We start from the raw sequence: 26173 nt of genomic DNA on the forward strand, positions 1-26173 counted from the left end.
GTCACCGCGTGGTCACGACGGGTCAGCCCCCACCCAGCGCTGATCAGACTGTCATTGCGGCGACCCTCATCGCGGTCGGCTCGAACTTCTTCGACCAGTTCCTCCAGCTCCGGTCCAGTGCAGACCAGTTCCATCATCTGGCACCAGAGCTCCGGCGGGTACGGCGGGCGTGACATCAGCTCTTGTGAACTCTTCTCGGGGCACATCGTCCCAAGCGCTCATCTGCCCCAAGACCAGGGCAACATCTCAGACTTTCGGGATGCAGACCTGTTCCTGGTTCGGAATACTATTCCGAACACGCCTACGGGAAGGTAGCCATGGCGATCGAGTGGAAGTTCCTGGACCAGAAGCGCTTCGACCGCATAGTGGAATCCATGATCCATCGCATGTACTCCGGAACTGCCACTGTTGAAGTTGTGGATGGACGGGGCGGCGACGGTGGACGCGACATCGTGGTCACTCAAGGTTCCCGTGTCCGGATCTTTCAACTCAAGTTCTTCCCCGAAGGCTTCCCTAAAGAGAACCGGACCAGACGGCGCCAGATTAAAGACTCCTTCGTGCGAGCCATGGAGCACAACCCGTACGAGTGGACTCTGGTAGTCCCCTGCAACCTCAGCCCCAACGAGCGCGAGTTCGTCAACGGACTGGCAACCGGTCATGAAGTGCGACTGTCGGTAATAGGCCGCGTGGAACTCGACTCACAGATGATCGACCTTCCCGATCTGGAAGGCTACTACCAGCGCGACCACCTGAAGGAAGACGCCAAGATCTTCAACCAGGAGAAGGCGATCCTCTTGGGCGGCGTTCGCGACCTAGACGACCGCGTCCTCAGCCTCGGCAACGTCGTAGACAAGTGCGATAGGGATTGGACTTTTGACTTCGCTCGGTACGGTAATCAAGTCGTTCGCATCCTCCGCGCCAAACATCCACGCGCACACCAGACAAGCCCCATCCATATCACTCTAGAACACTCTCTCAGCGAGGACTCAGAGCTCAGCAAACAAATACGACGGACCCTCGGTTACGGAACCGATGAGAAGGTTGTGTTGCCAGCGGAGATCGTTGAGCGACTTACTATCGAGGGTCCCGAATGGCTGAGTGAGACGGTAGAGCACGTTCACGTAGAGCTGCTCCCGCATATGCTACCAAGCGACCAAGACGTCCGCATGGAGCTCAGAATCCTGGACAATAACGGCCGTACTCTAGCCTCGCACCACGCGAAGGTGCAGCATGGCAGCACCGGTTATGAGGGGCGCTCTCTCAAGGCCACCTTCTACAACGTTGCTGAGTTGGTCTTCATGTTTCCCCACAACGAGGAACAACCGACCACGCTCTCATACGCATACAACACGGCCGAGACCAGTCCGTCGGATTTACTCCGCTCAATGCGGCTCATCAAGCAACTACACAAGACGTGCACGGGAGAGATATATCTCAACGGCCAGCGCCTGGGAGTGGTCGGCTTCACTGCGCAGGACCACTCCGCTGAGGTGCGCGCCCACCTGGGCGAGGTCCGCCGGTGCGAACAGCTGGCTGAGGATCTGGACATTGTCCAACGACATTGCGACATCTTCTTTCCAGTGCCTGCCGAATTGCCCGGCGTTGAACGAGCAGCTCTACGCATGGTGAGGCTCCTGATGGAGGGCAAGTGCGCCGTTCACCCGACAGCACGGCTCTTGACGGCCACCCTCAGCGGTTCTGAAAGCGAAGAGCTGCGCCTCATCCTCTCGGGGAACCCCCAGTGCCTTCGTTTGGATCTATCCGTGTGCACGGTGGAGATTGCTGGCCATGAACTCCTGATCGGCGATGTGACGTTGTTCCACACCCGTGTCATCGCAGTGAACGCGGGCCAAGTCCTGGAGGCGCTTGATGCCGGGTCGGCAGAAGGCTGTGTCCTCAAGCTCCGGCCCGAGGGAGAAGAACACTTTCATGCCTTCATCCCAGCCAAATGGCCTGGTGACCATATCCCTGTGGTTCCCACACCTTGGGGCCTACCCGAACTGGTCGAACCCGCAGCCGGAACGGAGTCGGCGGCTTAAGGCACCCCGCCAGCCCAACAGACCGTCCACTCCGTTGCAAAAGTGGCACAACTCCTCAGAAGAAGGTCGGCGTAGCGGTCGGCCCCCGGGATCCCCTCTACAGGATCGGGATGCACGCTTCCGTCTGCGGCCAGAAGCACTCAACCCTACGGCAGCCAACCGGAGAGGGCGAGAAACGGTTACTCCGTGCGGATGGGTTTGCCGATGGCGTCCGAGATACGGGACAGCAGGGCGGCCTCGCGGTAGGCGTAGAACCGCTTGAAGTCGTCGAGGGTCAAGGTGCCGGCGTTCACGAAGTGGGTCTCGATCAGGCTCATCAGGGAGCCTCGGCTGATCTTCGTCTCACGGACCAAGCGATTCAGATACTGCGAGGGAGCTGCTCCGCCCAGCACACGGTTGGTGCGGGCAGCAAGAGGGGTCTTGTTGACGATCGATTCATAGTCACCACGCGGGAGGCCAGTCCTAACGCACCAAGCTCTGGGGAAAATGTGGTGCAGATCGATGTTGTCGTCGAAGTAGACGGCCGCATTGATCATGTTGCCGGTCAGCCAGTCCTTCGCGCCGTCGGCCATCAGCAGGGCCTGCAGACCCTTGTAGGCGGCGCTGTTGCGGGTGCGGAGCGTCCGTAGCCGACTGGGGGCGAACTGCGCTTCGATAACGGTTCTGGGCTCCTCGCCGGTGCCGCGGACCCAGTCAACGACCTCGGGCAGGTCCCGGGCGAAACGGGTCTCGGTCGTGCCGCTGTAGAGTTCCCCGAACACACCGCACCAGAACCAACGTGCGATCTTCCGCTGAGCCTCATACGGCTCCGCCTCCTGCCCTAAGGCCGCGAGGATCGCCGCCAGAGGAATGAGCTGCGTGCCGTACGGCAGGTATTTCACGTCGAAAATGTATTGGCGATGTAGGAACCGGGCGGCCTCCAACAACCCGGTGACCGCTTCTGGAGCGAAGCGGACGTAGTCCTGGAGCGGGAGCCGAAGCATTTCGGTACGGCGGCAACCGACTCTCGACGCCCTGTCGCTGTCGGCTCCAGCATGATTCAGCTTGCGCTCGTATGTCGCCAGCAATGTGACGGCCTGCAGGAAATCAGTCTCCGACACCGTCGAGAGCACCTGGAGGGCGGGATCATCCCAGGCACTCCTCCTTTCCCGCCAATCCTGCCGCAGGTCGAACTCGTCCGCCGCGTAGGTCGCGGTGAGCAGTTCGAAAACGGTCAGGGTCACACCGCCGGTGTTCACCTTCTCGAACACCTGGCAGACCGCCTCACGAGGAGTGGAGGCGGCCAGCTCGATCACTGGCATCAGGTACTGCTCGAAACGCTTGATGAAGGTACGGTTGAACGTATTCCAGAGCTTGCGAACGTCCTTGTCGTAGTCGTGGTGCTCCTCGAAGCCCTCCGCCCACTCGTCGGGGTCGAAGACCTTTTTTAGGGGGAACAGACCGGCCTCGTACTCCTTTGCCGGGCTCGACAGGTCCAGTTCAATCTGTTTGCCGAAGCCGCTGCGGACGACGCGATCCGCGGGAACGAAGCGAAACGCCTCCTCACGGTCGACGGTCTCGTCGAGGGCCATCCGGATGTCGACGTAGAACCAGCCGCCGGAGTCACCGTCGGGGGTAGAGACCGCTTCGCCGAGCATCAGCGCCTGGAACAGCGACGTCAGCCGCTGCTGGCCATCCAGCAGGAGCCTGTCCGCGGTGACGGCCGGCGAAAGTTCGACTCCTTCGACGGCACGTTGCTTGAAGCGCGCCGTACCTCCGGTCCTGAGCATCATCAGCGTGCCCACCGGATAGCCGAGCGAGATTGAGGACAGCAGGGCGGTGATGTTGCGCTCCGGCCAGACCCAGCCACGCTGGAACTCAGGCAACTGGACCCTTCCGTCACGGACCTGGCGCAGGAGTTCCTGCAGGAACTTCTTCTCGATGCCGAAAGTCTCCACGCTCATGCCGTGCAGGCTCCATCTCTGCTGACCATGACCATCCGGCCACAGTCTGACAGGCTCCGGTGACGCCGCGGGGGCGATCCGTAGTATTCGCTGTTCAAGGGATGGAATCACCGTATAGACCACCACAACGTCCTGATCACCTGTCGGCTGGCCCTCGCCTCCTTGGACCTCCTCGGGATGGCCAGCCTCTACTGCCGATCAAAGGTGGCGCTTGCTTGCCTCCCCGCGAAACTATGTGGGTCACATGCTAATGATCAAGCGAGTGCCGCGAGGCACCCAGCTTTGGTGCCCCGCGTAACTCGCGATCGTCGTTGAACTCGGTCACAGTTCGCATCCCGAGCCACCTTCGCGCTCGGATACGAGGAGGTTGGTCCCGCGGAGACGGCAGCGGCACAACCTGTCAGATCTGCGGCGGGCGGTGGTTCCATTTCTTCACGGTCGCCACGAGCCGCAGCGTGAACTTCTGTCTTCTCGGAAGGAGTGGGCCGACCAGTAGCGCTGGGGACAGGAAGACGATCAGCAACAGCAGCGGCAGCGTCTCTACGACAGCGATAATCGCCATCGGCCACGAGATGAAGTTGCGGCGGTGATTGCCCGGGGTGAGCAGGGACATGGGGTGTCTCCGTTTCACTTGAGGCCGCCTTCCAGTTGGCGGCTCCAGACCTCAAGGGGAGCACCAGCAGTTCCCGTTGTTCCTGCCAAGCTCGGGGGGTTCCATCCCTACAGTGGCAGGATGCCTCGAACTCCGCCCTCCCCTGCCGACCACGCGCTGATCCAACACGCCGCCGCTCAGGGGGTCACCGTCTCAGCTCGTCAAATTGAGCGCTGGCGAGCCAACAGCCTCCTGCCACCCAATCACGTGCGAACGCTTGGCCGAGGTCGGGGCAGCACCTCCGCTCCGACCGACCAGGCGAAGGAGATGGTGGTGTGGCTCGGCCAGCACGCAGGCCCGGGCAAACGGCCCGGTGATCTGGCGCTCATAGCGTTCGGCGAGGGCCTGCCTGTACCGGAAGCGACCGTTCGGAAGGTGTTCGCCGAGGCCGTCAGGATTCCTTCGCCGGACGATATCCCGCCCGAGGGTTCTTCGGTGAATGTCGCGGATGCCAATGCCGCCAAGCGTGGGCGTAGCGATCCCGTACCAGCCCGGATTCGACGCATCGACGCCGCTCTCGCGACCGTACTGGAGGATGCGGGAACCAGCGTCGCCGACATAACGCGGGCCGTTCTCGCCCAGTTCGGGCGGCAGGCCCCACCTGCTCAGACGGAACCCGTGACGCGGCGGGACTGGGCGCACGGCAGCACGATGGCGGCGATCGAGGGGGCCGACACCGTGGACGTGAGGTACCTGGGAACACTGGGTCGGAGCCTGGCCCCGCTGGGGGTGCCGGCACCAACTGCCGAGGACTTGGAACTCGGCTGGCCGGGCAGCGAGCAGGAGGCGGAACGACTGCTGACACCGGAAGGTGGTCTCGCCTTCGTACCTACCGGCAGCTTGGAGGAGGTCATCCGTGAACTCGCATGGGCGACGCCCCTGCCCGATCTTCTGCAGGCATGGCGGATTGCCTCCTATATGCCCACGTGGGCAGTCGATCTATGCGATCGCGTCGAAGCTGCTCTGGCCGCACGCGAGTCTGCAGAGGCGCTGAGCGAGTGGACCCAAACTATGTGCGCGCCCGCCCGGGTTTTACTCATCACGGCACTCGACAGCGCTGAGCAGAGCCCGGGGAAGACCGCGCTCGATGCGCTGATGCTGCTGTTCCAGCGAGAGGCACTGCGGCGGGTCTTGGCAGAGATCCCTGACGCTGAGGTGGAGAACCTCGAGCAGCCGTGGGCGTTCCCTCCGTTCATGAGCGCGTTCATGACGTTCCGCACGCCTGAGTAGCAGCAACCTGTCCAGATAGGCATCGACGAGGGATAGATCGATGCCTTCTGTCGGCAATGTGGGGGGCTGGAACAGGCGGCAATCTACGCTTCGCCTTTCCTCATTGTCGACGTCAACTCAGCTCGCCAGCAAGGCCGGCTTTCTTCACGAGACGACCCCAGCGGGGGCTGCGGGCGAAGGCACGGGCGATGGCGACACCGCTGGGGAGGTCGCCGTCGGCATGGCGGTTCTGCTGTGCCCACCGCCAGGCCTCTCTCTGCAGCACCCGGCCGTTCCCGTCGTGCTCAGCGGGCAAGTCGGTGTCTTCCTCCTGATCCTCTTGTGGCTCCACGGGGTCAGCTTCCGCGTCGGCGGCAGGATCAGGGCTGAGAACCGGAAGGTCTTGAGCCTCTGCCCGTGCTCCCGCGCAGCGGCGGATCTGGGACATCAGGAGTTCGTAACTGCCGATCAGAGCCAGCGAAGGCCACGCCGCGATGATGCGGCCGATCAGGCTGGGCTCGGCGACGGCGACGTTCGCGCCGAGGCTGGCGAGGCTGCCGACCACGAGGAGGCTCCAGGCCAGGAGACCGCCGCGGGAGCCATGCCGGTTAGCAAGGAGGATGGACATCGAGGCGACGACGATCAGGCCGTCGACGGCGAGCGGGATCAGTACCGCTGCCAGGTGGTCCTCACCGTGACGCAGGCAGAGCTCGTGCATGTGACGGAACGAGACGACAGCAGCAATCGCTGCCAGTAGAAAAACACCTGCAATTGTCGTACGTTGGATGCGGCGTACCGTGCGAGTGTCGTGTGGTCCGACCAAGGCTCAGCCCTCCCGACCAGGGAGAATGAGTGTGGTGGACGCCGCGAAGGGTATGTACGTATCGAGCGTGTCTCCCCTCGGACACGCAACTACCCCATGGGTTTGAAGCCCGGCCTACGGACCGGGCTTTGTGCTTTCGACCGGACGAATGTCCATCACGCCGGGACCGCAGACGATCACAATCTTGCTGGCCTTCAGGTATGGGCTAATCCTCTCGTGGTCGGTCAGGTTCAGGCGGGCGGAGAGGATGTCGAGGAGCCGGTCCTCGCGGATGTACAGGTTCCTGGGCTGATCAGATGTCCGGGTCTTGGCGCTAGTGTGGCCGTGCCGGCACCGATAGCCGGGCCGTTGGTTGGCCCAGTGCGCGTCCATGCGCCGCCCGCACAACCCGCAGATGACCAGCCCGGACAGCCGGTAGCGGCGAAAGTCGCCGTCCGCAGTCGCCCGCGCGGCGCGTACGGCCTGCACGGCCACGAAGTCGGCCTCGCTGACCAGGGGTGGATGCACCTGACCGTCCGAAATGACCCAGTCGGAGTGGTCATTCCAGGATCGGCCGCTCACCGAGTGAGGATCATGGTCGGTGCGCTGCCGGTTCCACACCTGGCGGCCGGTGTAGCGGGGATTCTCCAGCATCGACGCGATGGTGCGTCCCGTCCAGCCCTCTCCCGACCTGTGCGGGTTCCGGGCCCTGTCCACTCGAGACGGACACGGGATGCGCCGTTCGTTCAACTGCCGGGCGATCGCCGCGATGCTCCACCCGGCCCGCCGCACCGCGAAGATCCACCTGACGACGGCGGCAGTGGCCGGGTCCGGTTCCAGTCGGTGCAACCGGCGCCCCCAGCGGGCATGCGCCTGGTTCGGATGCGGGCCGGCGTCCGCCAGCCGATACCCGTACGGCGGACGACCGCCCATGTACCGGCCCTGCACGGCAGCTTGCACCCGCATCGCGGCCAGCACCCGGTGGCGTGCCCGCACCACCTCGCGCTGTGCCTGTGCGCCGAGCACGGTCATCAACGCCTGGTGGGTCGGGCTGCCCATCTCGACCGCGCCGGCCGCCTCGGGCAGCCACACCTGCACCCCGCGCTCTTCCAGCCACGGCAGCAACTCGTTGAGCTGTTCGGCGAAGAACGCCCGCTCGTACTCGCCGACCACGATCGCGTCGAACGGGCGATCCGGCCCGCTGATGAGCTCCAACAGCTCCACCGCCTTCGGACGGTCCTGCCATGGCACCCTCCGGGACACCCCGACGTCGAAGAACTCCCGCACGATCCGCCCGTGCCCCGACACCAGCTCCGCAGCCACCTCCCGCTGCCAGCCGTGCGAGGTCCGCCGGTCCTGAAACCGTTCCGTCGACGTCCGGCCATAGAACGCGAAACGCAACCCCGGCGCCGCCTCACGGCGCTTGACCGGGCGTCTCCGGGTTCCCCGGCGAGCCTGCCCGATCCAGGTGTCGAGCTGCAGTTCGGTCTGGGTCGCGGTCATGCCCTTGTCCCTTCTGAGAGTTTTCCTTTCGCTCATGACGCCTGATTTCGTCCGTCGGTGCGCCGTGAGCCCGGTAATTTAGGGGTTTCGCGTGAGAGCGAGTGGTGTTCCGTGCCGGGTACGGCCCGCGAGCGACTGGCCGAGCTGCTCGGCAAGCCAGGGGAACTGGAGCAACAGCCCGCGTGGAGCGTCTACTAGAAGCTCTTCATGACCGATCTGTCGGTGACGGTCGACGGAGTCGGTCCGCTTCGCTTCCCGTGTCCGAGGAGCAGTCCGCCCGGCTGCGCGGGCTCGGCCGCCGGGCACGGTTCGGGCGCGGCGAGCAGACCCTGACCGACCCGGAGGTCCGTGACACCTGAGAGATCCCCACGGAGCTGGTGCGCATAGAGTGGACCGCCCGGTTCGGGGCCGTCCTACAGGTGATGCGCGACGAACTGGGACTGCCATCCCATTGCGAGCTCACGGCAGACCTGCACTCCATGCTCCTGTACGAAACCGGCCAGTTCTTCGTCACCCACCAAGACTCCGAGAAGGACGACTCCATGGTCGCCACCTTGGTGGTGACGCTGCCATCCGACCACACCGGCGGCGAGCTCGTCATCGAGCACCGCGGCCGGCGGAAGGAATACCGCGGATCGAAGGTCGCGGTCTCACTGGTCGCCTTCTACGCCGATTGCCACCACCAAGTCCTCCCCGTGACAGCGGGAAACCGGATCACCCTCGCCTACAACCTGCTCCTGACCGTAGGCAGCGGCGCCGCAGCCCAGGACACGCTGACAGGTGAGCTCGCGGCCTGTCTCGACGAGCACTTCGCCACCCCGATCACCCTCTCCTACGGAAGAGGCCAGGCCGACCCGCCGATCCGGCTGGCGTACCTGCTCGATCACGAGTACACCGCCCGGGGGTTGACCCGGCTGAAGGGCTCCGACGCCGCCCGGGCCGCGCTGCTGCGGGCCGCAGCAAACCTGGCGGACTGTGAGATAACGCTGGCCCTCGCGGAGATTCAGGAAACCTGGGACGCCTATGGCTCCGATGACGAGGATTTCTGGTACGACGACGACGATGACGACTATGACGACGACGCGGAGGACGACTCCGACAGCGCCGACGACGGGCAGTACCTCCTTCAGGACCTGATCGGCTCCTCCATGACCCTCGCCCGCTGGGTCAGCCAGGAGGACAGCCTGAGGAGATCTCGCTGACCATCAGCGACGCGGAGGTGACCGCGACGACCCCGACGGCCGACCTCACACCCCACACCTCCTAGTACGAGGGCTACATGGGCAACTACGGCAACACCCTGGACCGCTGGTACCGGCGGGCGGCACTGGTCATCTGGCCCCAAAGCCGCGACTTCGCCAGGCGAGCCCAGGCGTCCTCGGCCTGGGCAATTGACGCACTCAGCGAAATGGTCCATGCCGGAGAGGTCACCAAGGCCCGCGAGGCGGCGCGGTCACTGGAGCCGTTCTGGAACGCCTCGGTCCGTTCCGCTCCACGAAGCGAACTCCTCGGCAGGGCGCTGGAAACCGTTAAGGGGCTGGACGAAACGGAGACGGCGGCCATACTCCTGCGTCCGTTCCCGCTGGAGCGACTGATTCCTGACCATGCCCCCGGCGCTCGCCGCCCTGACCGCGCACTACGGCGACACCTGGATCGCCGGCCTGCTGCACGACTGGTCCGCCGCATGGCGAGTGGGAGGCTACGGCCATGTCCCGGAGCGGCTGGAATGGCACACGGGTCTCCCCCGGCTGTGCGCGGCGTTGACGGCCGCCGGGAGCGAAGCGCGTCGCCGGTGTCGGCTCGTGCCAGCTCCACAGTTGCCGAGGCCGCCCGGCTGCGGCCCGACCTCGCGCTGATCGATCCACTTCGGGTGGCGATGGTTCGCTTCATCACAAGGCCCGAGTACAGGGTGCTGCGCGGGCGACACAGGGAGCATTTTCCATCATCCTTCCCGTGCCTGTAGGACATGGATGCCTTTGACCAGTTGACCTGCACGTTTCGGGCAGCATCGGAGCTTTCGAAGGATCCGCCAGTCCTTCAACTGCGCATTCGCCCGCTCGCCGGGACCACGCAGCTTGGCATGGGCGGAGTTGGCGACCTTCTGCCCGACCGGCTTCCCCCGCCCCTTGTAGGGCACCCGGACCGGCTCACCAGCGCCGACGTACCCCTTGTCCGCGAGCGTGACCAGGCCGGCAGCCCCGAGACGGCGGATGATCCCCCAGATCCGGGCCGCGGTCAGGTCGTGCACCGAACCCGGCAGCGATCCCGACGTCCACACGATCGCGCCGTCCGGGGCGGCCAGGACCTGGATGTTCATCCCGTGGCACCGGTTCTTTCCCGAGTAGTACGGCCGGTCGGCGGCGACTCGGTCGATGCGGATCAACGTCCCGTCCAGCACCAGGTAGGGATGGCCGGCCTTTTTGACTGCGCGTAACGCCTGGTCGAGCTTAGGGGCGCGCCGTGCGAGCAGGGCAGCTGTCTCGGTGATGTACCGCCAGGCGGTGGTCAGGCCGATGCCGAATCCGGTGGCGACCTCTGCGTACGTTTCGCCTTTGCGTAGATGGACCAGCACGAGCAGGGCCTGCTGGCCGGTGTTGAACCTGCGCCAGCGCGAGCCGATAGCCGCCCGATGACGGCGGATCACGCCGGCCACGTAATTCAGGGTGCGATGTGACAACGGCAGGGCGGCACGGTAGAACAGCACAGAAGCTCCTGGCGATACACGATCTTGGTCGACGTGTATCTTCCAGGAGCTTTGGTCACGGCCGCGAGGAGCGCCGCACGACCAAGGTGGTCAGCGTCGCCACCCGGCTGCTGTTCCCTTACGCCCTGCAGGCCATTCAGATCAAACGCCAGGTCCGCGGCCTCGGCGTGGGCGCGAGATGGCGGACCGTGACCGTCTACGCGATCACCAGTCTGCCGGCCCACCAAGCCCGTCCCGTGCCGGAGCCCTGGGCAACGCCCTGACTGCGGGCTACCGGCAAGATCCAGTAAGTGATTTGTGCGACACCCTCGAAGAGGTTGATGGTGCTCAGCGAGAGGCGTCCCACTACTTCGGCTGCCCGGGTGATGGCCCAGGAGACAGCCTTTTCGGCATGCCGACGATCATGACATTGGTCGATCCAGGCCAGCGCTTTGATCCGCCGGTGCCAGTGCTGGATGGCAGGGTTCGTGAACGCTCGGAGTACAGCGGGGGCGTCCTCGGGAAACCACGACCTTAAGGTCAGCCCTCCGGCCTCGAGAACCGGTTGGGCGTTCTTGCTGCTATGACCAGCAGGGATGGCAGGGAAGATGGAAAGAGGCACCACCCCATACTGGCTTGAGATTGATCAAGGCGGGAGACGCTCTTCCGAGTGTCGGAAGTCACGGAGCCTCCTCTACCCTCAATGGTCACGGAGAGTGACTGAATGTGCCGTGCTAGGAAGAACACCGACTACTTAATTAGCGACCTCCACCAGATCTGCCCCCCAGAACGTAAGCGACCGATTTTCGGCGAGCTACAGCACCCTTGGTGGTCACGACGGTTCACGCGATGCCGGAACCCAGGGCTGTGGCGAACGCCCGATCACGACAGCCGGGAAGCGGTCAGCGCTTTCCCGGCCTGCCGTGGTCTGTGGGGTAGCCGGTTCCCCCATGCCCTGCCGGTCCACTGCCGGTCCGCGATGCGGACGGGACGGTGGGAGCCGATGGGTTCAAGATGTCATGCAGGTTGAGCCGGACGGGTGGTGGGAGGGGTTCGGCCTCCTCGGCGCGGAAGGCGCCGAGCAGGTAGGCGACGAGCCGCCGAGACGCGGCCAAGGCGGCTTCGGTGGATCCGGCGACGAGGCCACCGTTGGCCATGAGCAGCAAGAGGAGGTCGTCCTGTGCGAAGTCGGCACGCAGTCGCCCGGCCGCCTTGGCACGTCGCGTCAGCTCGGCGAAGCCCTGGAGGGCACGGTCGTATTCCCGCTCGGTGTCGACCGCTCCGGGAAACGCTCGGACGAAGGCCGCGCTGAAGCCACGGTCGACGGCCTGCATGGCGCACACCTTCTCGATGACCGTGCAGAATCCGCGCCACGGATCCGGATCGGCCAGCGCATCGTCCAAGACCGACACGCACGCTGTGAACTGATCGACGAACACCTCGGCGACCAGTGATTCCTTCGTGGGGAAACGGCGGTAGAGCGTCGCGACCCCTACGCGGGCATGCCGGGCGATCACGGCCATCGGCACGTCGAGCCCGCGGGCGGCGAACAGTTCGCGGGCGACCTCGACGATGCGGTCGCGGTTCTGCCGCGCGTCGGCGCGCAATCCGACAACCGCGTCGGAGGCGGCCGGCATACGAGATGCCTCGGCGCTCATGTTTCTCACTTTAGGTCAAGTGGATAAGCCTCTCCACTTATAGGGTTACGTTGGCGGCATCAGACACCCGTCGCGAGGAGGTTCTGTGCGATACCGGGGACCACTCCCAAAGCGAGCGATCAGCCGCTTCAACTCCTGCGTCCTGAGGTTGCGTTCCTCTCCTCGGTGGGGCCGGCCGATCAGCAGGCGCCTGACGGTCGTCACCTACGCGGGACGCCGCTCGGGGCGTACATTCAGCACCCCCGTCGCCTTCCGGCGCGTGGACAACACCGTCACGATCGGCGTTCGGTTCCCCGACGCCAAAACGTGGTGGCGTAACTTCCTGGCCGAGGGCGGTCCGATATCACTGCAGCTAGACGGGGTTGACCGCACCGGGCACGCGGTCGCCGGACGTGACGAGAAGGGCCGCGTCACCGTCACCGTCCGCCTGAACGACCGATGAGATCATCGGCCTTCGAGAAGTCTGAGTGCGGTCGCAGATAGTGGCTGGCTATCTGCGATTACCGGCCTGAACCGGTTGGAGGGGCTGGCCGAGGCCCTGACCGGATGCGGCACGGTCACCAACGAGGTCCGGATGGCCGAGGTCGTGGCCGACCCTCCGGCAGCGATCGCCGAGCGGTTGAACCTGCTTCCAGGGGCGGCGGCCGTCCACATCGAACGGTTGCGCAGGCTGGACGGGCTACCGTTGTCGGTGGACACGTCGTATCTCACCGCCGATGTGGGACAGGCGGTCCTGGGCGGCGACCTCGCCGGCCGGGATGTGTTCGCGCTGATCGAGGAGACCAGCGGCCTCCTGCTCGGCCGTGCCGAGGGGCCGTGCACGCGGTCGCCGCTGATCCCGGCACCGCGGCGCTGCTGGACATCCCGGTCGGGGCGGCGGTGTTCGCGATCGAACGGCTCACCTTTCTGTCCGACGGACGCCCTGTCGACGTCGAGTCGATCCGCGTCCGAGCCGACCGGCTGACGTTGTGCGCCACCGTGTACCGCGGTCGGCCGCCGGCGGCCGGCTGACCCTCCACGTCTCAGCCGCCGGGCGGGTCCGCCCGGCGTTCCCTCTCACCCGAAGGTAAACCATGTTTTTCTGCCTGCCTGGATACGCCGCGATCCCGCCGTATGGGGGGCGGTGATGGAGGACCTGTCGCTTGCGCTGCTAGTGCTGCTGGGACTGTTCGGCTTCGTCGGAGGGATCGGCATCACCGCGCTCGGCCCCGGTGGCGTCCTGCCCACGATCGGGCTGTTCGCCCTGACCGGCCTGTCCCCGGCAGAAGTGGCCGGCACCGCCATCGTCACCCATGTCGCCACCGGCTTGCTCGCCACGGCCGCGTACACCCGGTCGGGACAGCTCCGCGAGCACGGGACCCGCCGTACGGCGCTGATCCTGGCCGGCACCGCGGTGATCGGCACTCCGATGGGTGTGCTGATCAACACCATGGTGTCCATACGGGCGTTCGGGCTGACACTCGGGCTGCTCCTGGTCCTGGTGGCCACGCTGGTCTGGCATCGCGAGCGGCACCGCCCTGTTGCCGGAGCGGCCCCAGCGGAGCCGCTGGTGGCCGGACTCGGCTTCGCGGTGGCCGTCGCCGCCGGTGTCATCGGCATCGGGGGACCGATGCTGACCGTGCCCCTGCTGATCACTCTCGGCGTCCCCGTGCTGGAATCCCTCGCGTCGGCGCAAGTCCAGTCGATCGTCATCGCCGCGGTGGGGACGCTCGGCTATCTGGCGCACGGCGCGGTCGACTGGCCACTGGCCGCCCTCATCGGCGTCCCCGAACTCGCCGGCGTGCTCCTCGGCTGGAAGATCGCCCATGCCCTGCCGACCCGACGGCTCAAGTACGGGCTCATCGTCACACTGCTCGCACTGGCCCCCTACCTGGCCCTGCACGGCTGACGCGATGCAATCGTGATCGCCCTCGGCATGGCAGTACCCCGCACCACGGCAATCACGGCTGTTTCATGTGCGGTCGCCTCTGAACAATGCCCCGGTGTCGATGTCCGTAGTCGTCTGCACTGACGTCCTGGGGTTATGTGTCGACTCTCCACGCGTCGGGGCCACCCAATAGGTCGCCACGCTCCCCCCAGGCTCCGGCTGCCGAGGTGCGTAGCATCGGAAGAGAACTGAGCTGAGTGAAGCCACACTTACGCCAGGATCTGAAGCGGGTTCTCGACCGAGGAGATGAATACACGCAGCCACTCGGCGGCGAGTGCACCGTCAATGGGGCGGTGATCGACTGAGAGGGTCACGCGCATCACTGTCCCCGCCTTCAGCTTGCCGTCGCGGATGACCGGCTGCTGTTTGGCGGTGCCGACGGCGAGGATCGCCGACTGCGGTGGGTTGATGATGGCGGCGAACGCTTCGGTGCCGTACATGCCCAGGTTGCTGACGGTGAGAGTGCCCCCATCGAGCTCTTCCGGGCGCAGACGGCCCGCTCTGGCCCTGGTCACGAGGTCCTGGACACGGGCAGCCACAGCGGAGACGGCATACCTTCCACCGAACGGAGTACCGGGACGACCAACCCGCTGTCGGTGGCGATCGCGACGGAGATGTCCGCAGTGGTGAATGACCGGATCGCGGTGGGAGTCCAGATCACGTTGGCCGCCGGGACCAGGATGTGCACGCGGGCGGCGGCCTTGATGATCAGGTCGTTGACGGAGATCTTCACTGGGCTGTCGGCGTTGAGCTCGGCCCGTAGTTTCAGCAGCTTGTCGACCTGACAGCTACCGCGCAGGTAGTAGTGCGGCTTGTCCGCTTCCTCTCGGTGAGCCGAGACGCGATCGCCGATCGCATTCGGGAATGCGGGGTTTCGGTGTAGGCGGACTGAGTTTCCCTCGGTGCTGCGATCACACGCGGTTCGGGCGTGAGCGGGCGCGCTGCCGTGCCGGCCAGCCGGGCTATCGCGGTCTCCACGTCGCGGCGGATGATCCGGCCGCCCGGCCCGGTACCGTGCAGTTCCTCCAGCGGAAGCCGCTCCTGCTTGGCGAGGCGGCAGGCAGGGGGCTGGCGAAGATCCGTGTACTGGGTTCGCCGCCGGTGGACCCCCCCCGCGGCCCCAAGCGTAGTCAGACGAACACGATCCGTATCAGAAGACGCAAGAGGCCGTCTTACCCACACCCGCCCCGGCAGATTCCTCTGCAACAAGCAGGTGGGGCCAAATCAGAGTGCTACAACCCCCGCCATGACCGCCCCTGGTGGGGCCGGATCAAAGTGCTGCGGTGGGTCCATTCCAGAGTGCTACGGCCACGAGTGGCGAGGGCGAAGGGATGTGCGATTGGTTCGCCCCCCTCGAACACCAAGCTCACTCATATTCGCCACCCAGCAACAGCAACGCCACCCGAGTGGGATCGAAGGCGAAGGTGATCCTGATCTCCGACGCCCCGCGATCCCGGACGCAGTTCCTTGAGATGGTGCAGGGAGCTTCCCTTGAGCCGGTCGACGAGCGGCCTACCCAACGTCGGCCATCTGGATCGCGGTCATGCCCCTGCTCTAACCTCGGGGGAACTCCGAGCAGTGGAACGATTCCGTCCGGCTGATCCCGGGCGTCCTGAAGACCACATTGACCGCGTCGGGATCGATGTTCTCCCAGGCCGCGACGGCACCAGCGGCGGTGCAGGTGAGCTGGCCCATCGACAAGCGAGGGCGGGGGACGTCGGTGGAGGGGAGTTGTGGCACTTCCGCCGGGGTCGGCCTGGGCGGCGGGAGCGTGATGAGGACCCTCGCCCGGCCCGCGCTGACCTTCAGCGGTCTGTGTACGTCGGGGAGTAGGTCGGTGCGCAGCCCTCGTTTGCGCTCGTCGGCGCTCGGACCATCCATCAACAGGTCGAGAGTCTCCTTCAGGGTGAGCGGCGGGACGGGGCGGGTCACGGTCCGGAGCCGCGAGCCCGACACGAAGTAGAGCCGGGTGCTCGGGCGGAACCCCACCGCGGGCTCGCCTCCGTCCCTGACGCCGGTCGGGGCGATGCCGCAACCCGCTGCCGTCGACACGACGATTATCGCGAGGGTGGCGGCCACACGGCTGGTACGGAAGATCACGGCTCGCGCCTCCCGATCGGCGCGGTGTCACCGGGACCGGTCTGGGGCAGCCGCGGGTGGCGGGGCAGCGTGAGGGTGAACACCGCGCCGCCTTCCGGCGGATTGGCGACCTCGATCGTGCCGCCGTGGAGCCGGGCGTTCTCGCGGGCGATGGCGAGTCCGAGGCCGCTTCCATCCGACCTGGTCCGCGCCTCGTCGGCCTTCGAGAAACGATCGAAGACATGGGGAAGGATCCCCGGGTCCACCCCTGCACCCGCGTCCCGCACCTCGATGACGAGGGTCTCGGGCCCGGCGCTGAGCCGTACGGTGACCGGGGGCGCACCATGGCGAAGGGCGTTGCCCACGAGATTGGCCATGATCACGTCGAACCGGCGCGGATCCAACCTGATCCGCATGTCCGCGGGCAGATCGAGGCCCACCTGCCCGGTCCAGCCGCGGGTCCGCAGGCAGGCGCGGATCGCGTCCGCCGCGTCGACATCGTCCAGGACCAGCCTCGCCGCACCGGCGTCGAAGCGGGAGATCTCCATGAGGTCCTCGACGAGCCGCACCAGCCTGCCGACTTCGAAGCTCATCAGGCGGGCCGCCTTCTCAAGGTCGCCTTCCAGCCGACCGGCCTCCTCCTCGAACATATCGGCCATCGCGAGGATGGACGCCAGCGGGGTGCGCAGCTCGTGCGACACGTCGGCGACGAATCGGCGGGCCTGGACCTCCATGCTCCGCAGTTCCGAGACGTTCGCCTCCAGGGCCGCGGCAGTGGCGTTGAAGGTCCCGACCAGCCGCGCCAACTCGTCGCCGCCGGTCACCTTCAGACGTGTGCCCAGCTCGCCCGCGCCGAGCCTGCGCGCCGCCCGGTCGAGATCGCGAACCGGACGCAGAACGCCGCGCGCCGCCACGAGGGAGAGCGCCACGGCGAGCATCACGACGGGGATCGCCCCGTCCCTCGCGGCCGTGACCAGGAGATCCTCCTCCCGCTGCTCCTTGGCGAGGGAGGCCACGAGGTACACCTCGACGCCCGAGGATATAGCCTGCTTGCCGAGCATCACCGGGGTGCCGACCACGAGGTACGGCGTGCCGGACCTGACGATGCGCTGGTAGAAGAGGCGATCGCGGTCGAGGACCGTACGGCGCAGCTCTGAAGTGATCGCTCCGGTGTCGTCGCCGGAGGCGACCAGCCCCCCGCCCCGGTAAGCGGCGGCCCCGGTCGCGTCGAGGAACGAGGGTGCGACGCCGTTGGCGATCCGTTGCAGCGCCGGCCGGTCCGGGGGGTGCTGCATGTTCTCGGTGAGTGTCGCGACGCGCAGTCGGAACTCGTTGACGAGCGACCACTCCGTACGGGTCAGCATGAGGTCGCGCGCCTGGTGGTACACCAGCCCGGCGGCGGTCACGGCGCTGAGCACCGCGAGCAGCACACAGACGATCATCATCCGTGGGCGCAGCCCGCGCACCCAGCCGGAGAGCCAGCCGACCCCGCGATCTCGCCTCGCAGAGGGCCTCACAGAAGGCCTCACAGAGGGCCGAACCGGTAACCGAACCCACGCACCGTCTGGATGTACCGGGGCTTGGCGGGGACGTCCTCGATCTTCGCGCGCAGCCGCTGCACGCACGCGTCCACCAGCCGGGAGTCACCCAGGAAGTCGAGCTCCCAGACCGACTCCAGGAGCTGCTGACGGCTGAACACCTGGCTGTAGGCCGCCGACAGTTCCAGCAGCAGCCGCAGCTCCATCGGCGGCAGGGTGATCGGAACCCCGGCCTTGGCCACGGTGAGGGCGCCCCGGTCGATGGTCAGGTCGCCGTGAGTCTCCGCCGACGCGGGGGCCGCCGCCGCAGCGGGTCCTCCGCGCCGCAGCACCGCGCGGATCCGCGCCTCCAGCACCCGCGGCCGGACCGGCTTGACCACGTAGTCGTCGGCACCCGCCTCCAGACCGCTGACCACGTCGAGGTCGTCGCCGCGGGCGGTGAGCATGACGATCGGCGTGGGCCCTCCTGCGCGGATGCGGCGGCACACCTCGAATCCGTCAAGCCCGGGAAGCATCAGATCGAGCACGACGATGTCGGCGGGGGCGGCGGACATGCGTCGAAGTCCTTCCTCGCCGGTCCGCACGACCTCGATGTCGTGCCCGCTCCGGCCCAACGACAGACGCAGGCTCTCTCGTACGGAGTGGTCGTCCTCGATCAGCATCACCCGGGCCACCGTTCAAGTATCCGGCATGTCCGTTTTCCTTTCAGCGAATGGCGACATCCATTACATGCTCATGACATTCCGATCACGGCCGGCGGACATTCCCCTGCCAGCATCAGGGCCGTTCCTAGATCGGTGACCTGCGGTGCGCCTGGTGGGAGACCCCTGCCATGCCGCCGCGCAAGGAGGAAGCATGCGACTGATCCGTACCGCGCTGGCCGCCTCGGCGCTCGGCATCGCCGTACTGGCCGCGCCCGTGAGTCCCGCCATGGCGGACGCCCGGCCGGTGGCCGCCGCGCCCTCGCCTGTCGCAGAGGCCCCGTCGGAGGCGCCGACGCCCGTGCCGTCGGCCGCGCCGGCGCAGCCGCGCGAGGAGGGTCAGGCCCCGGCCGAGCGTCGTCGGGTCGTGCCGCGAGGCGCCCCGGAGACCGGTGGCGGCCCCGCAGACAGCGCGAATGTGCTGGTCCCCGCTGGTGCCGCCCTTCTCGTCGCGGGGGCCGGGATGGGTGTGCTGGCGCTGCGCCGGCGGTCGAGCACGGGTGCCTGACAGGCCGGATGCGAGGACGGATGGCGGCCGTCGCGCCCTGGGCGTCGCCGCCACCGCCGTCGCTCTGACAGGTGCCGCGTTCGTGGGCTACGGAGTCATGCCGGCGGACGGCCCTCCGATCCCGCCGCCCTCGGCCGCCGCGTCGATCGACGCGGGATTAGACGAGGGAACGGGCGCCATGGCGGAGCGGATCTCCTCTCCCGGCGGCCTCGTGCTCGGCCCATCCGAGCCGCGCCATCTGGACATCCCGAAGATCGGAGTCCACGTGGCGCTCGGCCGATTGGGGCTCAATCCCGACGGCACGGTGCAGGTCCCGCCGGTGGACCATCCCGAGGTGGCCGGCTGGTACGCGCACGGAGCGACCCCCGGCGAGCGAGGGGCCGCGGTCATCCTCGGCCACATCGACGGCGCGGGCCGTAAGGGGGTCTTCTACGACCTCGGGCGCATGCGACCCGGGGACATCGTGGAGGTGGGCCGCGCGGACGGTTCCATGGCCAGGTTCGTGGTCGATTCGGTGGAAATGGCGCCTAAGAAGCGGTTCCCCACCCGTCGCGTGTACGGCCCGCTGGACCATGCGGGCCTTCGCCTGGTGACGTGCGGGGGTGCGTTCGACCGCCGGATCGGCCACTACGCCGACAACGTCATCCTCTACGCTCGTCTCACCACTCCATGACACGCCGGGACGGTTCGGTGTACGGCCGTCCTCTCATGCGATGTTCGTCGACGAAGCTTGTGTCAACCGCCGGTATCGAGCGAGGTGCGCAGGAACGAGGGGATGGCGTCCAACTGATGCTGGTTCGAACAATGCCCCTACTGTCTCCGTCTCGCGACGGGTCCCTCGCCTCTCCCTACCTTCCGTCCCTCGCGTCAGCTCAGCTCGCCGGCGAGGCCGGCCTTCTTGACCACACGGCCCCAGCGGGGGCATGCCGGTGCTCTGACTCCTATTCGGGTCTGGCCGCGCCGACGTAGCATGCAGGCGCGGCCACACGTATCAGCGTCGAGGCATCAAACGGGCAGAAGACCGCCGCAGTCGTCTTCACGCTCGTATCCCTGAGCATTCTCGCTTTTATCATGTGGGTGGATCTTCCGGCACCGCGCCCGGCTGTCGGGCACCACGCTGGAAGTGACGGGCTCCCTGAAGACCCGCCACGTCGACCTCGCGACGGCCGCCGTGTACATCGACTCCGTGCCCGAGTACGCCCAGTACGGGAACAACCACATGGCCCCCCGGCCGTCGCGTTCCACGCCTGGTGGCGCGGGAGGGATCAGGAGCGCCGGTGCGCCTGCACACTCGGGGCCGAACACTGCTTCCTCCGGCCGAGTTGCTGGCGCTCGCCGACGCCATCGAGTCGAGCCGGCGCGCGGAGCCCGATGCCACGCGGGCGGCCGAGACCGCAGCCGTCCTGCGCCACCTGGCCACCGACCCCATCGCCCGCCTCGGTTAACCAGCTCATGCCAGGTGTTCACAGCCACTCACCGCACAGTCAGCGGTCAACGCGCCGGAGGATCGCGTCCTCACGCAGGTAGACGTTGGGCGGATGATCGAGCTTGTTGCCCAGGGCGTACTCGCGGGGAAGGTGCAGCGGCAGTAGGGCGCGTCGTTCACCCACTGATCTGCGTCTTCCGCGCGCAGATGACGAGGTGGCAGGGCATGGCTCGAGATCGCCGGTGGACGCTCCAGCGGGCGGATGGAAGCCTTCAGCTCGGCAACCCCAAGACCTATCGGTCACGCCGTATCCCGCCTGCCCCGGAGCCGACCTTTGTGTTTTGACGACCGGGGCCTTTCAAACGCATGAAGGCCGAGAACCGCAGGCAGCTCGGCCAGTCCGGGGCCACCCAAGCGGATCCACTCCGCGATGTCATCGGCCACCTCCGGCTGGTTGACCAGGCCGAGCCAGACCGGGCGGCCACCCGCCGCCCGCCCAGCGGGCGAGGGCCGGACAACGACGACGTTGGCCTGCTCGCACACGTCCAGGCAGTCGGTGACGCGGACGTCGGCGACCTCGGCGAGCCTGCGCAACTGCGCGTCGTGGTCAAGCCATGGGACCTTCCGGCTGCTGCCGCAGCAGCAGCCACGGCAGACGACGATCCCGCTCATGCGTGTGCGAAGCCCTTGCCTGTGCGGTCCAGCGGGTCTGGCTCCAGGCCGAGATAGGTAGCGCGGAGTTCGTCCCAGGCGGCCAGCCGGGTGAAGTCCGGTGGGTCGAGGATCTGCTGGCGGTCGGTGAGGAACGGGTTGGGCAGCAGCACGGTCATGAGCTGCTCGTTCCGGCCGTTGAACAGCCGCACCCCCCAGGAAGAGGGGCTGCCGTCGTCGCTGACGCGGCGATACAGTTCGGCGCGGGCGCAGCGGCGGATCCGGCCCAGCTCCGGGCCGCTCGCGGTGTGCTCGCCGATGCACAGGTGGAAGTGCCAGCGGCCGAAGTCGACGGTGACGTAGCCGTCGTACAGGCTGATCCGCTCGGGCGCGTTCGGCGCGGCGACCTCCCAGGCGGCGCCCTGGATGATCACGCCGAACCAGATGTGCGCCCAGTGTTTCTCGAAGATGTCCTTCACCAGGGAAAGGAGTGCCTGCTCATCGGTGGGCAGCTCCCACACGTGCAGGGTGCCAGTGCCCTCTTCCTCGACGACCGTGTGGCTCATGTGGCTCCTTGCGATTCTCGTACGGCACGCGCCCACTGCTCGTGGCGCGCTTGGGGGGTGATCAGGGCGCAGTCGCCGCATTTGCCGGCGTCGGGCAGGCGGTAGTACAGGCAGCAGCTGCGTCGGACGAAGAAGGGATGGCCGGGCGCCGGTTCCAGCAGCTCCCCGGTGCCCCGCAGCGGGCCCTGGTTCACGGGCGCGGGGTCGAGCAGCTCGCGGCCCAGCGCGACGGCCGCGTCGTTGAGTTCGGGCCGTGCGCGGGCGAGGGCGCGGACGGTCCCGGCCAGCGCGGAGGCCGCGTTGCCCCACAGCAGGCCCGGTGCGATCTTCACGATCGCCTGGAACGCCTCGGCCAGCGGTTCCAGCAGCCCGGTCATCACGGTGCGGCGCAGGGACTCGGCCGACTGTGCCGGGTCGCGGAGCCGCCACCCGTCCAGGCCGGCGGCGCGCAGCGGCAGCGGCCCACCGGGCACGGCCTGCCAGTGGACCCGCCGCGGATCCAGGTCGATCAGCAGGTCGTGGGCGATCAGCGCGCCGAGCGGTGGCGACCACAGCCGGGCGGCGAGCCCCTGGAACAGGATTGAGGCGGCCACCCTGCGCTCGGCGGTGCCCAGGCGGCCGGCGACGGCCATGATCCTTTCCTCGAGGACGCCGGGATCGGTGAGCAGGTCGGTGAGCGGGCGCCATCCCGGCTCGATCGGGCCGATGCCGAGCTCGAAGTAGCCGCCGACGGTGGAGACGTCGGCGGCCACACCGGACACGGCCGACGGAGCGGCGGGGAGCAGCGCCGGGGGCGTCTCCCGCAGCCTGTCCGCCGCCCGGCGGCTCCACGCGGCCAGCTCGGGCAGCGTGGCGAACGCGATGACGTCACCGTCGAAGGCCGCGGCGTATCCGTCGCCCGCCTGTCGTACGACCAGTTCAACGGCCTCGTCGTCCGGTCCTGCGGGCCGGCTCCCGTCGCCGCCCTCGCCGGTACGGCGGACCGCGGACGTGCGCCAGCCCTCCCTGGTCAGCGCTCGCTCCAGCAGCGGGCGGTGGACGTCGTCGGCGGTCACCCGCACCCTTCCCCCGTCGCCTGTCTGGAGCACGAACACTCCGGACACGGGGTCGAAGGACAGGTCATCCCCATCGAAGGCGGCGCCGATCACGCGCCGGGTGGTCAGCTCCTCCGGCGTCCCGGCGTGCAGTACGCCGTCGGGGGCGAGCAGCCAGAGCCGGTCTGCGACCCGCAGCGCCAGCTCCAGGTCGTGTGTGGACACCACGACGGCGAGATCGTTCTCGCGGACGAGACGGCGCAGCAGGCCCAGCAGCGCCACCCTGGAGGTGACGTCCAGGAACGCGGTCGGCTCGTCCAGCAGGATCGCCGAGGGCTGCTGGGCCAGGGCGCGGGCGACCAGCACCCGCTGGCGCTCGCCGTCGGACAGCTCGGTCACCGGACGGTCGGCCAGGTGGCCGGCGTGGACCGCCTCCAGCGTCCGGGAGACGATCTCGTCGTCCGCGGCCGACAGACGTCCGGTGAACCCGGTGTGCGAGTGCCGTCCCAGCCCGGCCAGCTCGCGGGCGGTCAGCAGGGCGGGCAGGTCCCGCTCGGTGAGCACGACGGCGAGCCGCCGGGCCAGCTCGGCCGCGGGCACCGACTCGATCGCGGCGCCGTCGATGAGGACCCGCCCGGCCAGTGCGGGCTGCAGCCCGGCCATGGTCCGCAGCAGGGTGGACTTGCCGGTGCCGTTCGGGCCGATCAACGTGGTGAGCTCGCCGGGCGCCGCCGTCGCGTTCAGGCCGTTCAGCACGCGACGCTCACGGTGGCCCCGGCGCGCCGGGTATCCGGCGCACACGTCCTCCAGGCGCAAACCCCGATCCGCCATGGTCACACCGCCAGTCCGGTTCTGGCCGCGCGGCTGCGCAGCAGTACGGCGATCACCACGGGCGCGCCGATGATGGTGGTCACCGCGTTGAGCGGAAGCACGACTCCGCCGCCCGGCAGCTGGGCGGCCACGCAGCACAGCAGCGCCACTGCGGCGCCGAGCAGCGCGACGCCGGGCATGAGCAGCCGATGGTCGGCGGTGCCCAGCGCCAGCCGGGCCACGTGTGGTACGGCCAGGCCGAGGAAGGCGACCGGCCCGCAGAAAGCGGTTACCGTCCCGGCGAGCACCGACGACACCAGCAGGGTGAGCGTGCGGGTCAGCCGCACCCGCACCCCCATGGTGCGAGCGTAGTTCTCGCCGAGGAGCAGTGCGTTGAGCGGCTTGACCCCGGCCAGCGCCGCCGCGAGCTCGACGAGACAGACCGGGCCGAACACGGCGAGGTCGGCCCACGTGGTCCCGGCGAAGCTGCCCAGGCTCCAGCTGATGAACTGCTGGGCGCGCTGCGGGTCGGTGTAGACGAGCAGCACCGTGATGACCGAGGTGGCGGCCGAGCCGACCATCACACCGACGATCAGCAGTGTGACCACGGACCGCACCCGCCGCGACAGCGCGAGCACGAGGGCGAGCACCGCCGCCGCTCCAGCCGAGGCGGCGACGACCACCCCGGCCCGGCCGAGCCCGGCCAGACCGGCGGTGAACGCGCCGGCGGCCCCGCCCCAGCCGATGATGATCAGTGAGACGCCCAGGCTCGCGCCCGAGCTCACCCCGAGGATGTACGGCTCGGCCAGCGGGTTACGGAACAGTGTCTGCATCTGCACCCCGGCCGCGCCGAGGGCGGCTCCGGCCAGTGCGGCGGTGATCGCGCGCGGCAGCCGTACCGTCCAGATGATCTCGCGGACGGCGGGGTCGGCCGAGCCGTCGCGCAACAGTGCGGGCAGCATTCGGGCTGGAGAGATCGAGGTGGAGCCGAGCGCGACGGCCAGCGCGAACGCGACCGGCACCGCCAGCACCATGATCGAGAGAACCACCGTCCGGCGGCGGACCGCCACCGGAACGACGGCCTGCGCCACCGCGGTCACCCGGTCAGCTTCTGGTAGAAGGTGGACTCGTGGCCGGGGGCGAGGCCGGGGTGGAGGATCGCCACCAGGTCGCCCAGCACCAGATCGGGGCGGGCGACGCCGCGCTCCCAGAAGTCGTTGCCGCCGCCCGGGCCCATGGCCTTGTTGGCCGACCACACCTCGCCCGTCAGGTAGGCGGTGAACTCGGCGTAGCGGGCGTCGGACTTCTTCACGTCCGCCAGCGTCGTCCACTCGTTGACCTGGGCGAGCCAGACCTTCGCGTCCTTGGCCCCGGCCAGCACGGCCTCCAGGTCCAGGGTGGTGCTGCCGGAGCCGGGCGTGCCGGCCCACGGGTAGGTCCCGCCCGCGTCCTTGATCAGTCCGCCGACGTAGCTGCCGCCGTTGGGCATCGACCACTGGCCCTGATACATCTGGCCGGGCAGCACGGTGACCGGCGTGGCCGCCCTCGCCTTGACCGACAGCGCCGCGTAGTCGGACTCGATCTTCCCGAACACCTCGTCGGCCCTGGCCTCGGTGCCGGTGAGCGCGGCCATCAGCTTGATCCACTCGGCGCGGCCCAGCGCGGTGGTCTCCAGCCATTCTGCGTTGGCGACCACCGCGATCCCGGCCTGGCGGAGCACGCCGTAGGCCTTGTCCTCGGTGCCCTGGGTCATGAGCACGTCGGGCCTGGCGCCGATGACCTTCTCGGTGTCGACCTCCTGCCCGGAGGCGTACTCGGTCACCGCGCCGGCCGCCACCCGCTCCCGCACCTGCGGGGAGGTGATGAAGCCGGCGGAGGCGACCCCGCCGAGCCGGTCGAGCACGCCCAGCTCGGTGATGAACGGCAGGTGCGTGGTCGAGGCGGAGTACAGCGACTCGATGGGGGTCTCTACGACGACCGCGCCCGCCAGCTCACCGGTCGGCTCGGGGGCCGGGGTGCCGCAGCGGACCAGCACGTACGTCTCCGGCTTGGCGCCGGGGGCGGGCTGCTTGACCGTGACCACCTGATAGTTCTTTGCGTAGGTGAGAGTGAAGTTGGTGGCGTGCGTCAGGGTCTGCTTGACCGGGAAGTAGTCGGTCTCCGCGTCATAGGAGGTGACGCAGTGGCTATCGACCGCCGAAGCACCGGCCGCGGGGGACGCGGCGGGTTCGGTTCCGCCGCAGGCGGCCGTGGTGAGCAAGATCGCGGACACGACGGCGAACAGCGCGCCGCCGATCGGGCGGGGGATACCCATCGATGGTCTCCTGGGAACGGGCCGCGACCACCATTCCTCGATAGCGTGACGCGGCGGGCGAGGAGCCGGATATGACCAGGAGAGCCCGGCCGGAGCGGCCGGTCCTGCGGCCGTCGGCCGTACGGCCGAC

At 67.8% G+C, this 26173-nt stretch carries 30 protein-coding genes and 1 pseudogene; 12 read left to right on the forward strand and 19 right to left on the reverse strand.

What is annotated here, in order from left to right:
• The first annotated feature begins 317 nt into the window (after positions 1–317).
• A complete protein-coding gene (locus tag ACQP1K_RS27560) occupies positions 318–2039 on the forward strand; it encodes a hypothetical protein (protein ID WP_433498595.1) in 1722 nt (573 codons plus the stop codon).
• Positions 2040–2218: 179 nt separating this feature from the next.
• Here the strand turns inward: ACQP1K_RS27560 and ACQP1K_RS27565 are convergent, their stop codons facing one another.
• Together ACQP1K_RS27565 and ACQP1K_RS27570 are read right to left on the reverse strand one after the other, a co-directional pair.
• Positions 2219–3982, reverse strand: coding sequence for a GmrSD restriction endonuclease domain-containing protein (locus tag ACQP1K_RS27565; RefSeq protein WP_055480107.1), 1764 nt, complete (start codon positions 3980–3982; stop codon positions 2219–2221).
• 400 nt (positions 3983–4382) lie between these two features.
• The gene (locus tag ACQP1K_RS27570) at positions 4383–4595 is read right to left on the reverse strand and encodes a hypothetical protein (protein ID WP_055480108.1); all 213 of its coding nucleotides are present in this window, start codon (positions 4593–4595) and stop codon (positions 4383–4385) included.
• Positions 4596–4901: 306 nt separating this feature from the next.
• Here ACQP1K_RS27570 and ACQP1K_RS27575 point away from each other — a divergent pair, with 306 nt between their 5' ends.
• Positions 4902–5864, forward strand: coding sequence for a hypothetical protein (locus ACQP1K_RS27575; protein ID WP_433498596.1), 963 nt, complete (start codon positions 4902–4904; stop codon positions 5862–5864).
• A 112-nt stretch (positions 5865–5976) separates the two neighbouring features.
• Here ACQP1K_RS27575 and ACQP1K_RS27580 read toward each other — a convergent pair whose 3' ends face one another.
• Both ACQP1K_RS27580 and ACQP1K_RS27585 read right to left on the reverse strand, forming a co-directional pair.
• Positions 5977–6666, reverse strand: coding sequence for a DUF2637 domain-containing protein (locus ACQP1K_RS27580; protein WP_433498597.1), 690 nt, complete (start codon positions 6664–6666; stop codon positions 5977–5979).
• A 114-nt stretch (positions 6667–6780) separates the two neighbouring features.
• Positions 6781–8148, reverse strand: coding sequence for a recombinase family protein (locus ACQP1K_RS27585; RefSeq protein ID WP_433498598.1), 1368 nt, complete (start codon positions 8146–8148; stop codon positions 6781–6783).
• A gap of 377 nt (positions 8149–8525) precedes the next feature.
• Between ACQP1K_RS27585 and ACQP1K_RS27590 the strand changes: the two genes are divergently transcribed.
• Positions 8526–9350, forward strand: coding sequence for a 2OG-Fe(II) oxygenase (locus ACQP1K_RS27590; protein WP_433498599.1), 825 nt, complete (start codon positions 8526–8528; stop codon positions 9348–9350).
• Between the two features lie 402 nt (positions 9351–9752).
• On the forward strand, positions 9753–10004 hold the full coding sequence (locus tag ACQP1K_RS27595; RefSeq protein ID WP_433498600.1) for a hypothetical protein: 252 nt from the start codon (positions 9753–9755) through the stop codon (positions 10002–10004).
• An 86-nt stretch (positions 10005–10090) separates the two neighbouring features.
• Here ACQP1K_RS27595 and ACQP1K_RS27600 read toward each other — a convergent pair whose 3' ends face one another.
• Positions 10091–10852 (reverse strand): transposase family protein, encoded by a 762-nt coding sequence (locus ACQP1K_RS27600; protein WP_433498601.1) that lies wholly within the window; start codon positions 10850–10852, stop codon positions 10091–10093.
• 86 nt (positions 10853–10938) lie between these two features.
• Between ACQP1K_RS27600 and ACQP1K_RS27605 the strand changes: the two genes are divergently transcribed.
• The gene (locus ACQP1K_RS27605) at positions 10939–11115 is read left to right on the forward strand and encodes a hypothetical protein (protein WP_433501682.1); all 177 of its coding nucleotides are present in this window, start codon (positions 10939–10941) and stop codon (positions 11113–11115) included.
• On the opposite strand, the gene ACQP1K_RS27610 is transcribed toward ACQP1K_RS27605, so the two are convergent.
• Positions 11049–11456: a GNAT family N-acetyltransferase gene (locus ACQP1K_RS27610; protein ID WP_433498602.1), complete on the reverse strand. Its 408-nt coding sequence runs from the start codon at positions 11454–11456 to the stop codon at positions 11049–11051. The two genes, ACQP1K_RS27605 and ACQP1K_RS27610, sit on opposite strands and share 67 nt — an antisense overlap.
• A 277-nt stretch (positions 11457–11733) precedes the next feature.
• The gene (locus tag ACQP1K_RS27615; RefSeq protein WP_433498603.1) at positions 11734–12489 is read right to left on the reverse strand and encodes a TetR/AcrR family transcriptional regulator; all 756 of its coding nucleotides are present in this window, start codon (positions 12487–12489) and stop codon (positions 11734–11736) included.
• Positions 12490–12748: 259 nt separating this feature from the next.
• Between ACQP1K_RS27615 and ACQP1K_RS27620 the strand changes: the two genes are divergently transcribed.
• From ACQP1K_RS27620 to ACQP1K_RS27635, 4 genes and pseudogenes are all read left to right on the forward strand, one after another.
• A complete protein-coding gene (locus ACQP1K_RS27620) occupies positions 12749–12931 on the forward strand; it encodes a hypothetical protein (RefSeq protein WP_433498604.1) in 183 nt (60 codons plus the stop codon).
• A gap of 132 nt (positions 12932–13063) precedes the next feature.
• Positions 13064–13288, forward strand: a pseudogene (locus tag ACQP1K_RS27625) (UTRA domain-containing protein); the annotation flags it as partial.
• A 17-nt stretch (positions 13289–13305) separates the two neighbouring features.
• Positions 13306–13500 (forward strand): UTRA domain-containing protein, encoded by a 195-nt coding sequence (locus tag ACQP1K_RS27630; RefSeq protein WP_433498605.1) that lies wholly within the window; start codon positions 13306–13308, stop codon positions 13498–13500.
• Positions 13501–13615: 115 nt separating this feature from the next.
• A complete protein-coding gene (locus ACQP1K_RS27635; protein ID WP_433498606.1) occupies positions 13616–14377 on the forward strand; it encodes a sulfite exporter TauE/SafE family protein in 762 nt (253 codons plus the stop codon).
• Positions 14378–14625: 248 nt separating this feature from the next.
• On the opposite strand, the gene ACQP1K_RS27640 is transcribed toward ACQP1K_RS27635, so the two are convergent.
• The 6 genes from ACQP1K_RS27640 to ACQP1K_RS27665 form a co-directional block, all read right to left on the reverse strand.
• The gene (locus tag ACQP1K_RS27640) at positions 14626–14955 is read right to left on the reverse strand and encodes a 2-oxo acid dehydrogenase subunit E2 (protein ID WP_433498607.1); all 330 of its coding nucleotides are present in this window, start codon (positions 14953–14955) and stop codon (positions 14626–14628) included.
• Positions 14928–15269, reverse strand: coding sequence for a 2-oxo acid dehydrogenase subunit E2 (locus ACQP1K_RS27645; RefSeq protein ID WP_433501660.1), 342 nt, complete (start codon positions 15267–15269; stop codon positions 14928–14930). Before ACQP1K_RS27645 ends, ACQP1K_RS27640 begins: the two co-directional genes overlap by 28 nt.
• Positions 15182–15598, reverse strand: coding sequence for an E3 binding domain-containing protein (locus ACQP1K_RS27650; RefSeq protein ID WP_433501661.1), 417 nt, complete (start codon positions 15596–15598; stop codon positions 15182–15184). The genes ACQP1K_RS27645 and ACQP1K_RS27650 overlap by 88 nt, the downstream gene beginning before the upstream one ends.
• Positions 15599–15970: 372 nt before the next feature.
• Positions 15971–16516: a hypothetical protein gene (locus ACQP1K_RS27655; protein ID WP_433498608.1), complete on the reverse strand. Its 546-nt coding sequence runs from the start codon at positions 16514–16516 to the stop codon at positions 15971–15973.
• Complete coding sequence (locus ACQP1K_RS27660; RefSeq protein WP_433498609.1) at positions 16513–18012, reverse strand: ATP-binding protein; 1500 nt, start codon at positions 18010–18012, stop codon at positions 16513–16515. Before ACQP1K_RS27660 ends, ACQP1K_RS27655 begins: the two co-directional genes overlap by 4 nt.
• Before the next feature lie 8 nt (positions 18013–18020).
• Positions 18021–18707: a response regulator gene (locus tag ACQP1K_RS27665; RefSeq protein WP_433498610.1), complete on the reverse strand. Its 687-nt coding sequence runs from the start codon at positions 18705–18707 to the stop codon at positions 18021–18023.
• A gap of 181 nt (positions 18708–18888) precedes the next feature.
• Between ACQP1K_RS27665 and ACQP1K_RS27670 the strand changes: the two genes are divergently transcribed.
• The 3 genes from ACQP1K_RS27670 to ACQP1K_RS27680 all read left to right on the forward strand — a co-directional run bounded on the left by ACQP1K_RS27670 (position 18889) and on the right by ACQP1K_RS27680 (position 20687).
• Positions 18889–19242 (forward strand): hypothetical protein, encoded by a 354-nt coding sequence (locus ACQP1K_RS27670; protein WP_433498611.1) that lies wholly within the window; start codon positions 18889–18891, stop codon positions 19240–19242.
• Positions 19235–19915 carry a class F sortase gene (locus ACQP1K_RS27675; protein ID WP_433498612.1) on the forward strand — a complete coding sequence of 227 codons (681 nt, stop codon included), beginning with the start codon at positions 19235–19237 and terminating at the stop codon, positions 19913–19915. The genes ACQP1K_RS27670 and ACQP1K_RS27675 overlap by 8 nt, the downstream gene beginning before the upstream one ends.
• A 604-nt stretch (positions 19916–20519) precedes the next feature.
• Positions 20520–20687: a hypothetical protein gene (locus tag ACQP1K_RS27680; protein WP_433498613.1), complete on the forward strand. Its 168-nt coding sequence runs from the start codon at positions 20520–20522 to the stop codon at positions 20685–20687.
• A 39-nt stretch (positions 20688–20726) separates the two neighbouring features.
• Here the strand turns inward: ACQP1K_RS27680 and ACQP1K_RS27685 are convergent, their stop codons facing one another.
• From ACQP1K_RS27685 to ACQP1K_RS27710, 6 genes are all read right to left on the reverse strand, one after another.
• Positions 20727–20852, reverse strand: a complete 126-nt coding sequence (locus tag ACQP1K_RS27685; RefSeq protein WP_433498614.1) for a hypothetical protein — start codon at positions 20850–20852, stop codon at positions 20727–20729.
• 116 nt (positions 20853–20968) lie between these two features.
• Positions 20969–21340 (reverse strand): hypothetical protein, encoded by a 372-nt coding sequence (locus ACQP1K_RS27690; protein WP_433498615.1) that lies wholly within the window; start codon positions 21338–21340, stop codon positions 20969–20971.
• On the reverse strand, positions 21337–21885 hold the full coding sequence (locus tag ACQP1K_RS27695; protein WP_433498616.1) for a DUF7676 family protein: 549 nt from the start codon (positions 21883–21885) through the stop codon (positions 21337–21339). The genes ACQP1K_RS27690 and ACQP1K_RS27695 overlap by 4 nt, the downstream gene beginning before the upstream one ends.
• On the reverse strand, positions 21882–23750 hold the full coding sequence (locus tag ACQP1K_RS27700; RefSeq protein WP_433498617.1) for an ATP-binding cassette domain-containing protein: 1869 nt from the start codon (positions 23748–23750) through the stop codon (positions 21882–21884). The genes ACQP1K_RS27695 and ACQP1K_RS27700 overlap by 4 nt, the downstream gene beginning before the upstream one ends.
• A gap of 2 nt (positions 23751–23752) precedes the next feature.
• Positions 23753–24829 (reverse strand): iron chelate uptake ABC transporter family permease subunit, encoded by a 1077-nt coding sequence (locus ACQP1K_RS27705; protein ID WP_433498618.1) that lies wholly within the window; start codon positions 24827–24829, stop codon positions 23753–23755.
• Entirely contained in the window at positions 24826–26043 is a 1218-nt protein-coding gene (locus tag ACQP1K_RS27710; RefSeq protein ID WP_433498619.1) for an ABC transporter substrate-binding protein, read from the reverse strand. The genes ACQP1K_RS27705 and ACQP1K_RS27710 overlap by 4 nt, the downstream gene beginning before the upstream one ends.
• Positions 26044–26173 lie beyond the last annotated feature (130 nt).

The sequence above is a fragment of the Sphaerimonospora sp. CA-214678 genome (assembly GCF_050942215.1).
Classification (GTDB): domain Bacteria; phylum Actinomycetota; class Actinomycetes; order Streptosporangiales; family Streptosporangiaceae; genus Sphaerimonospora.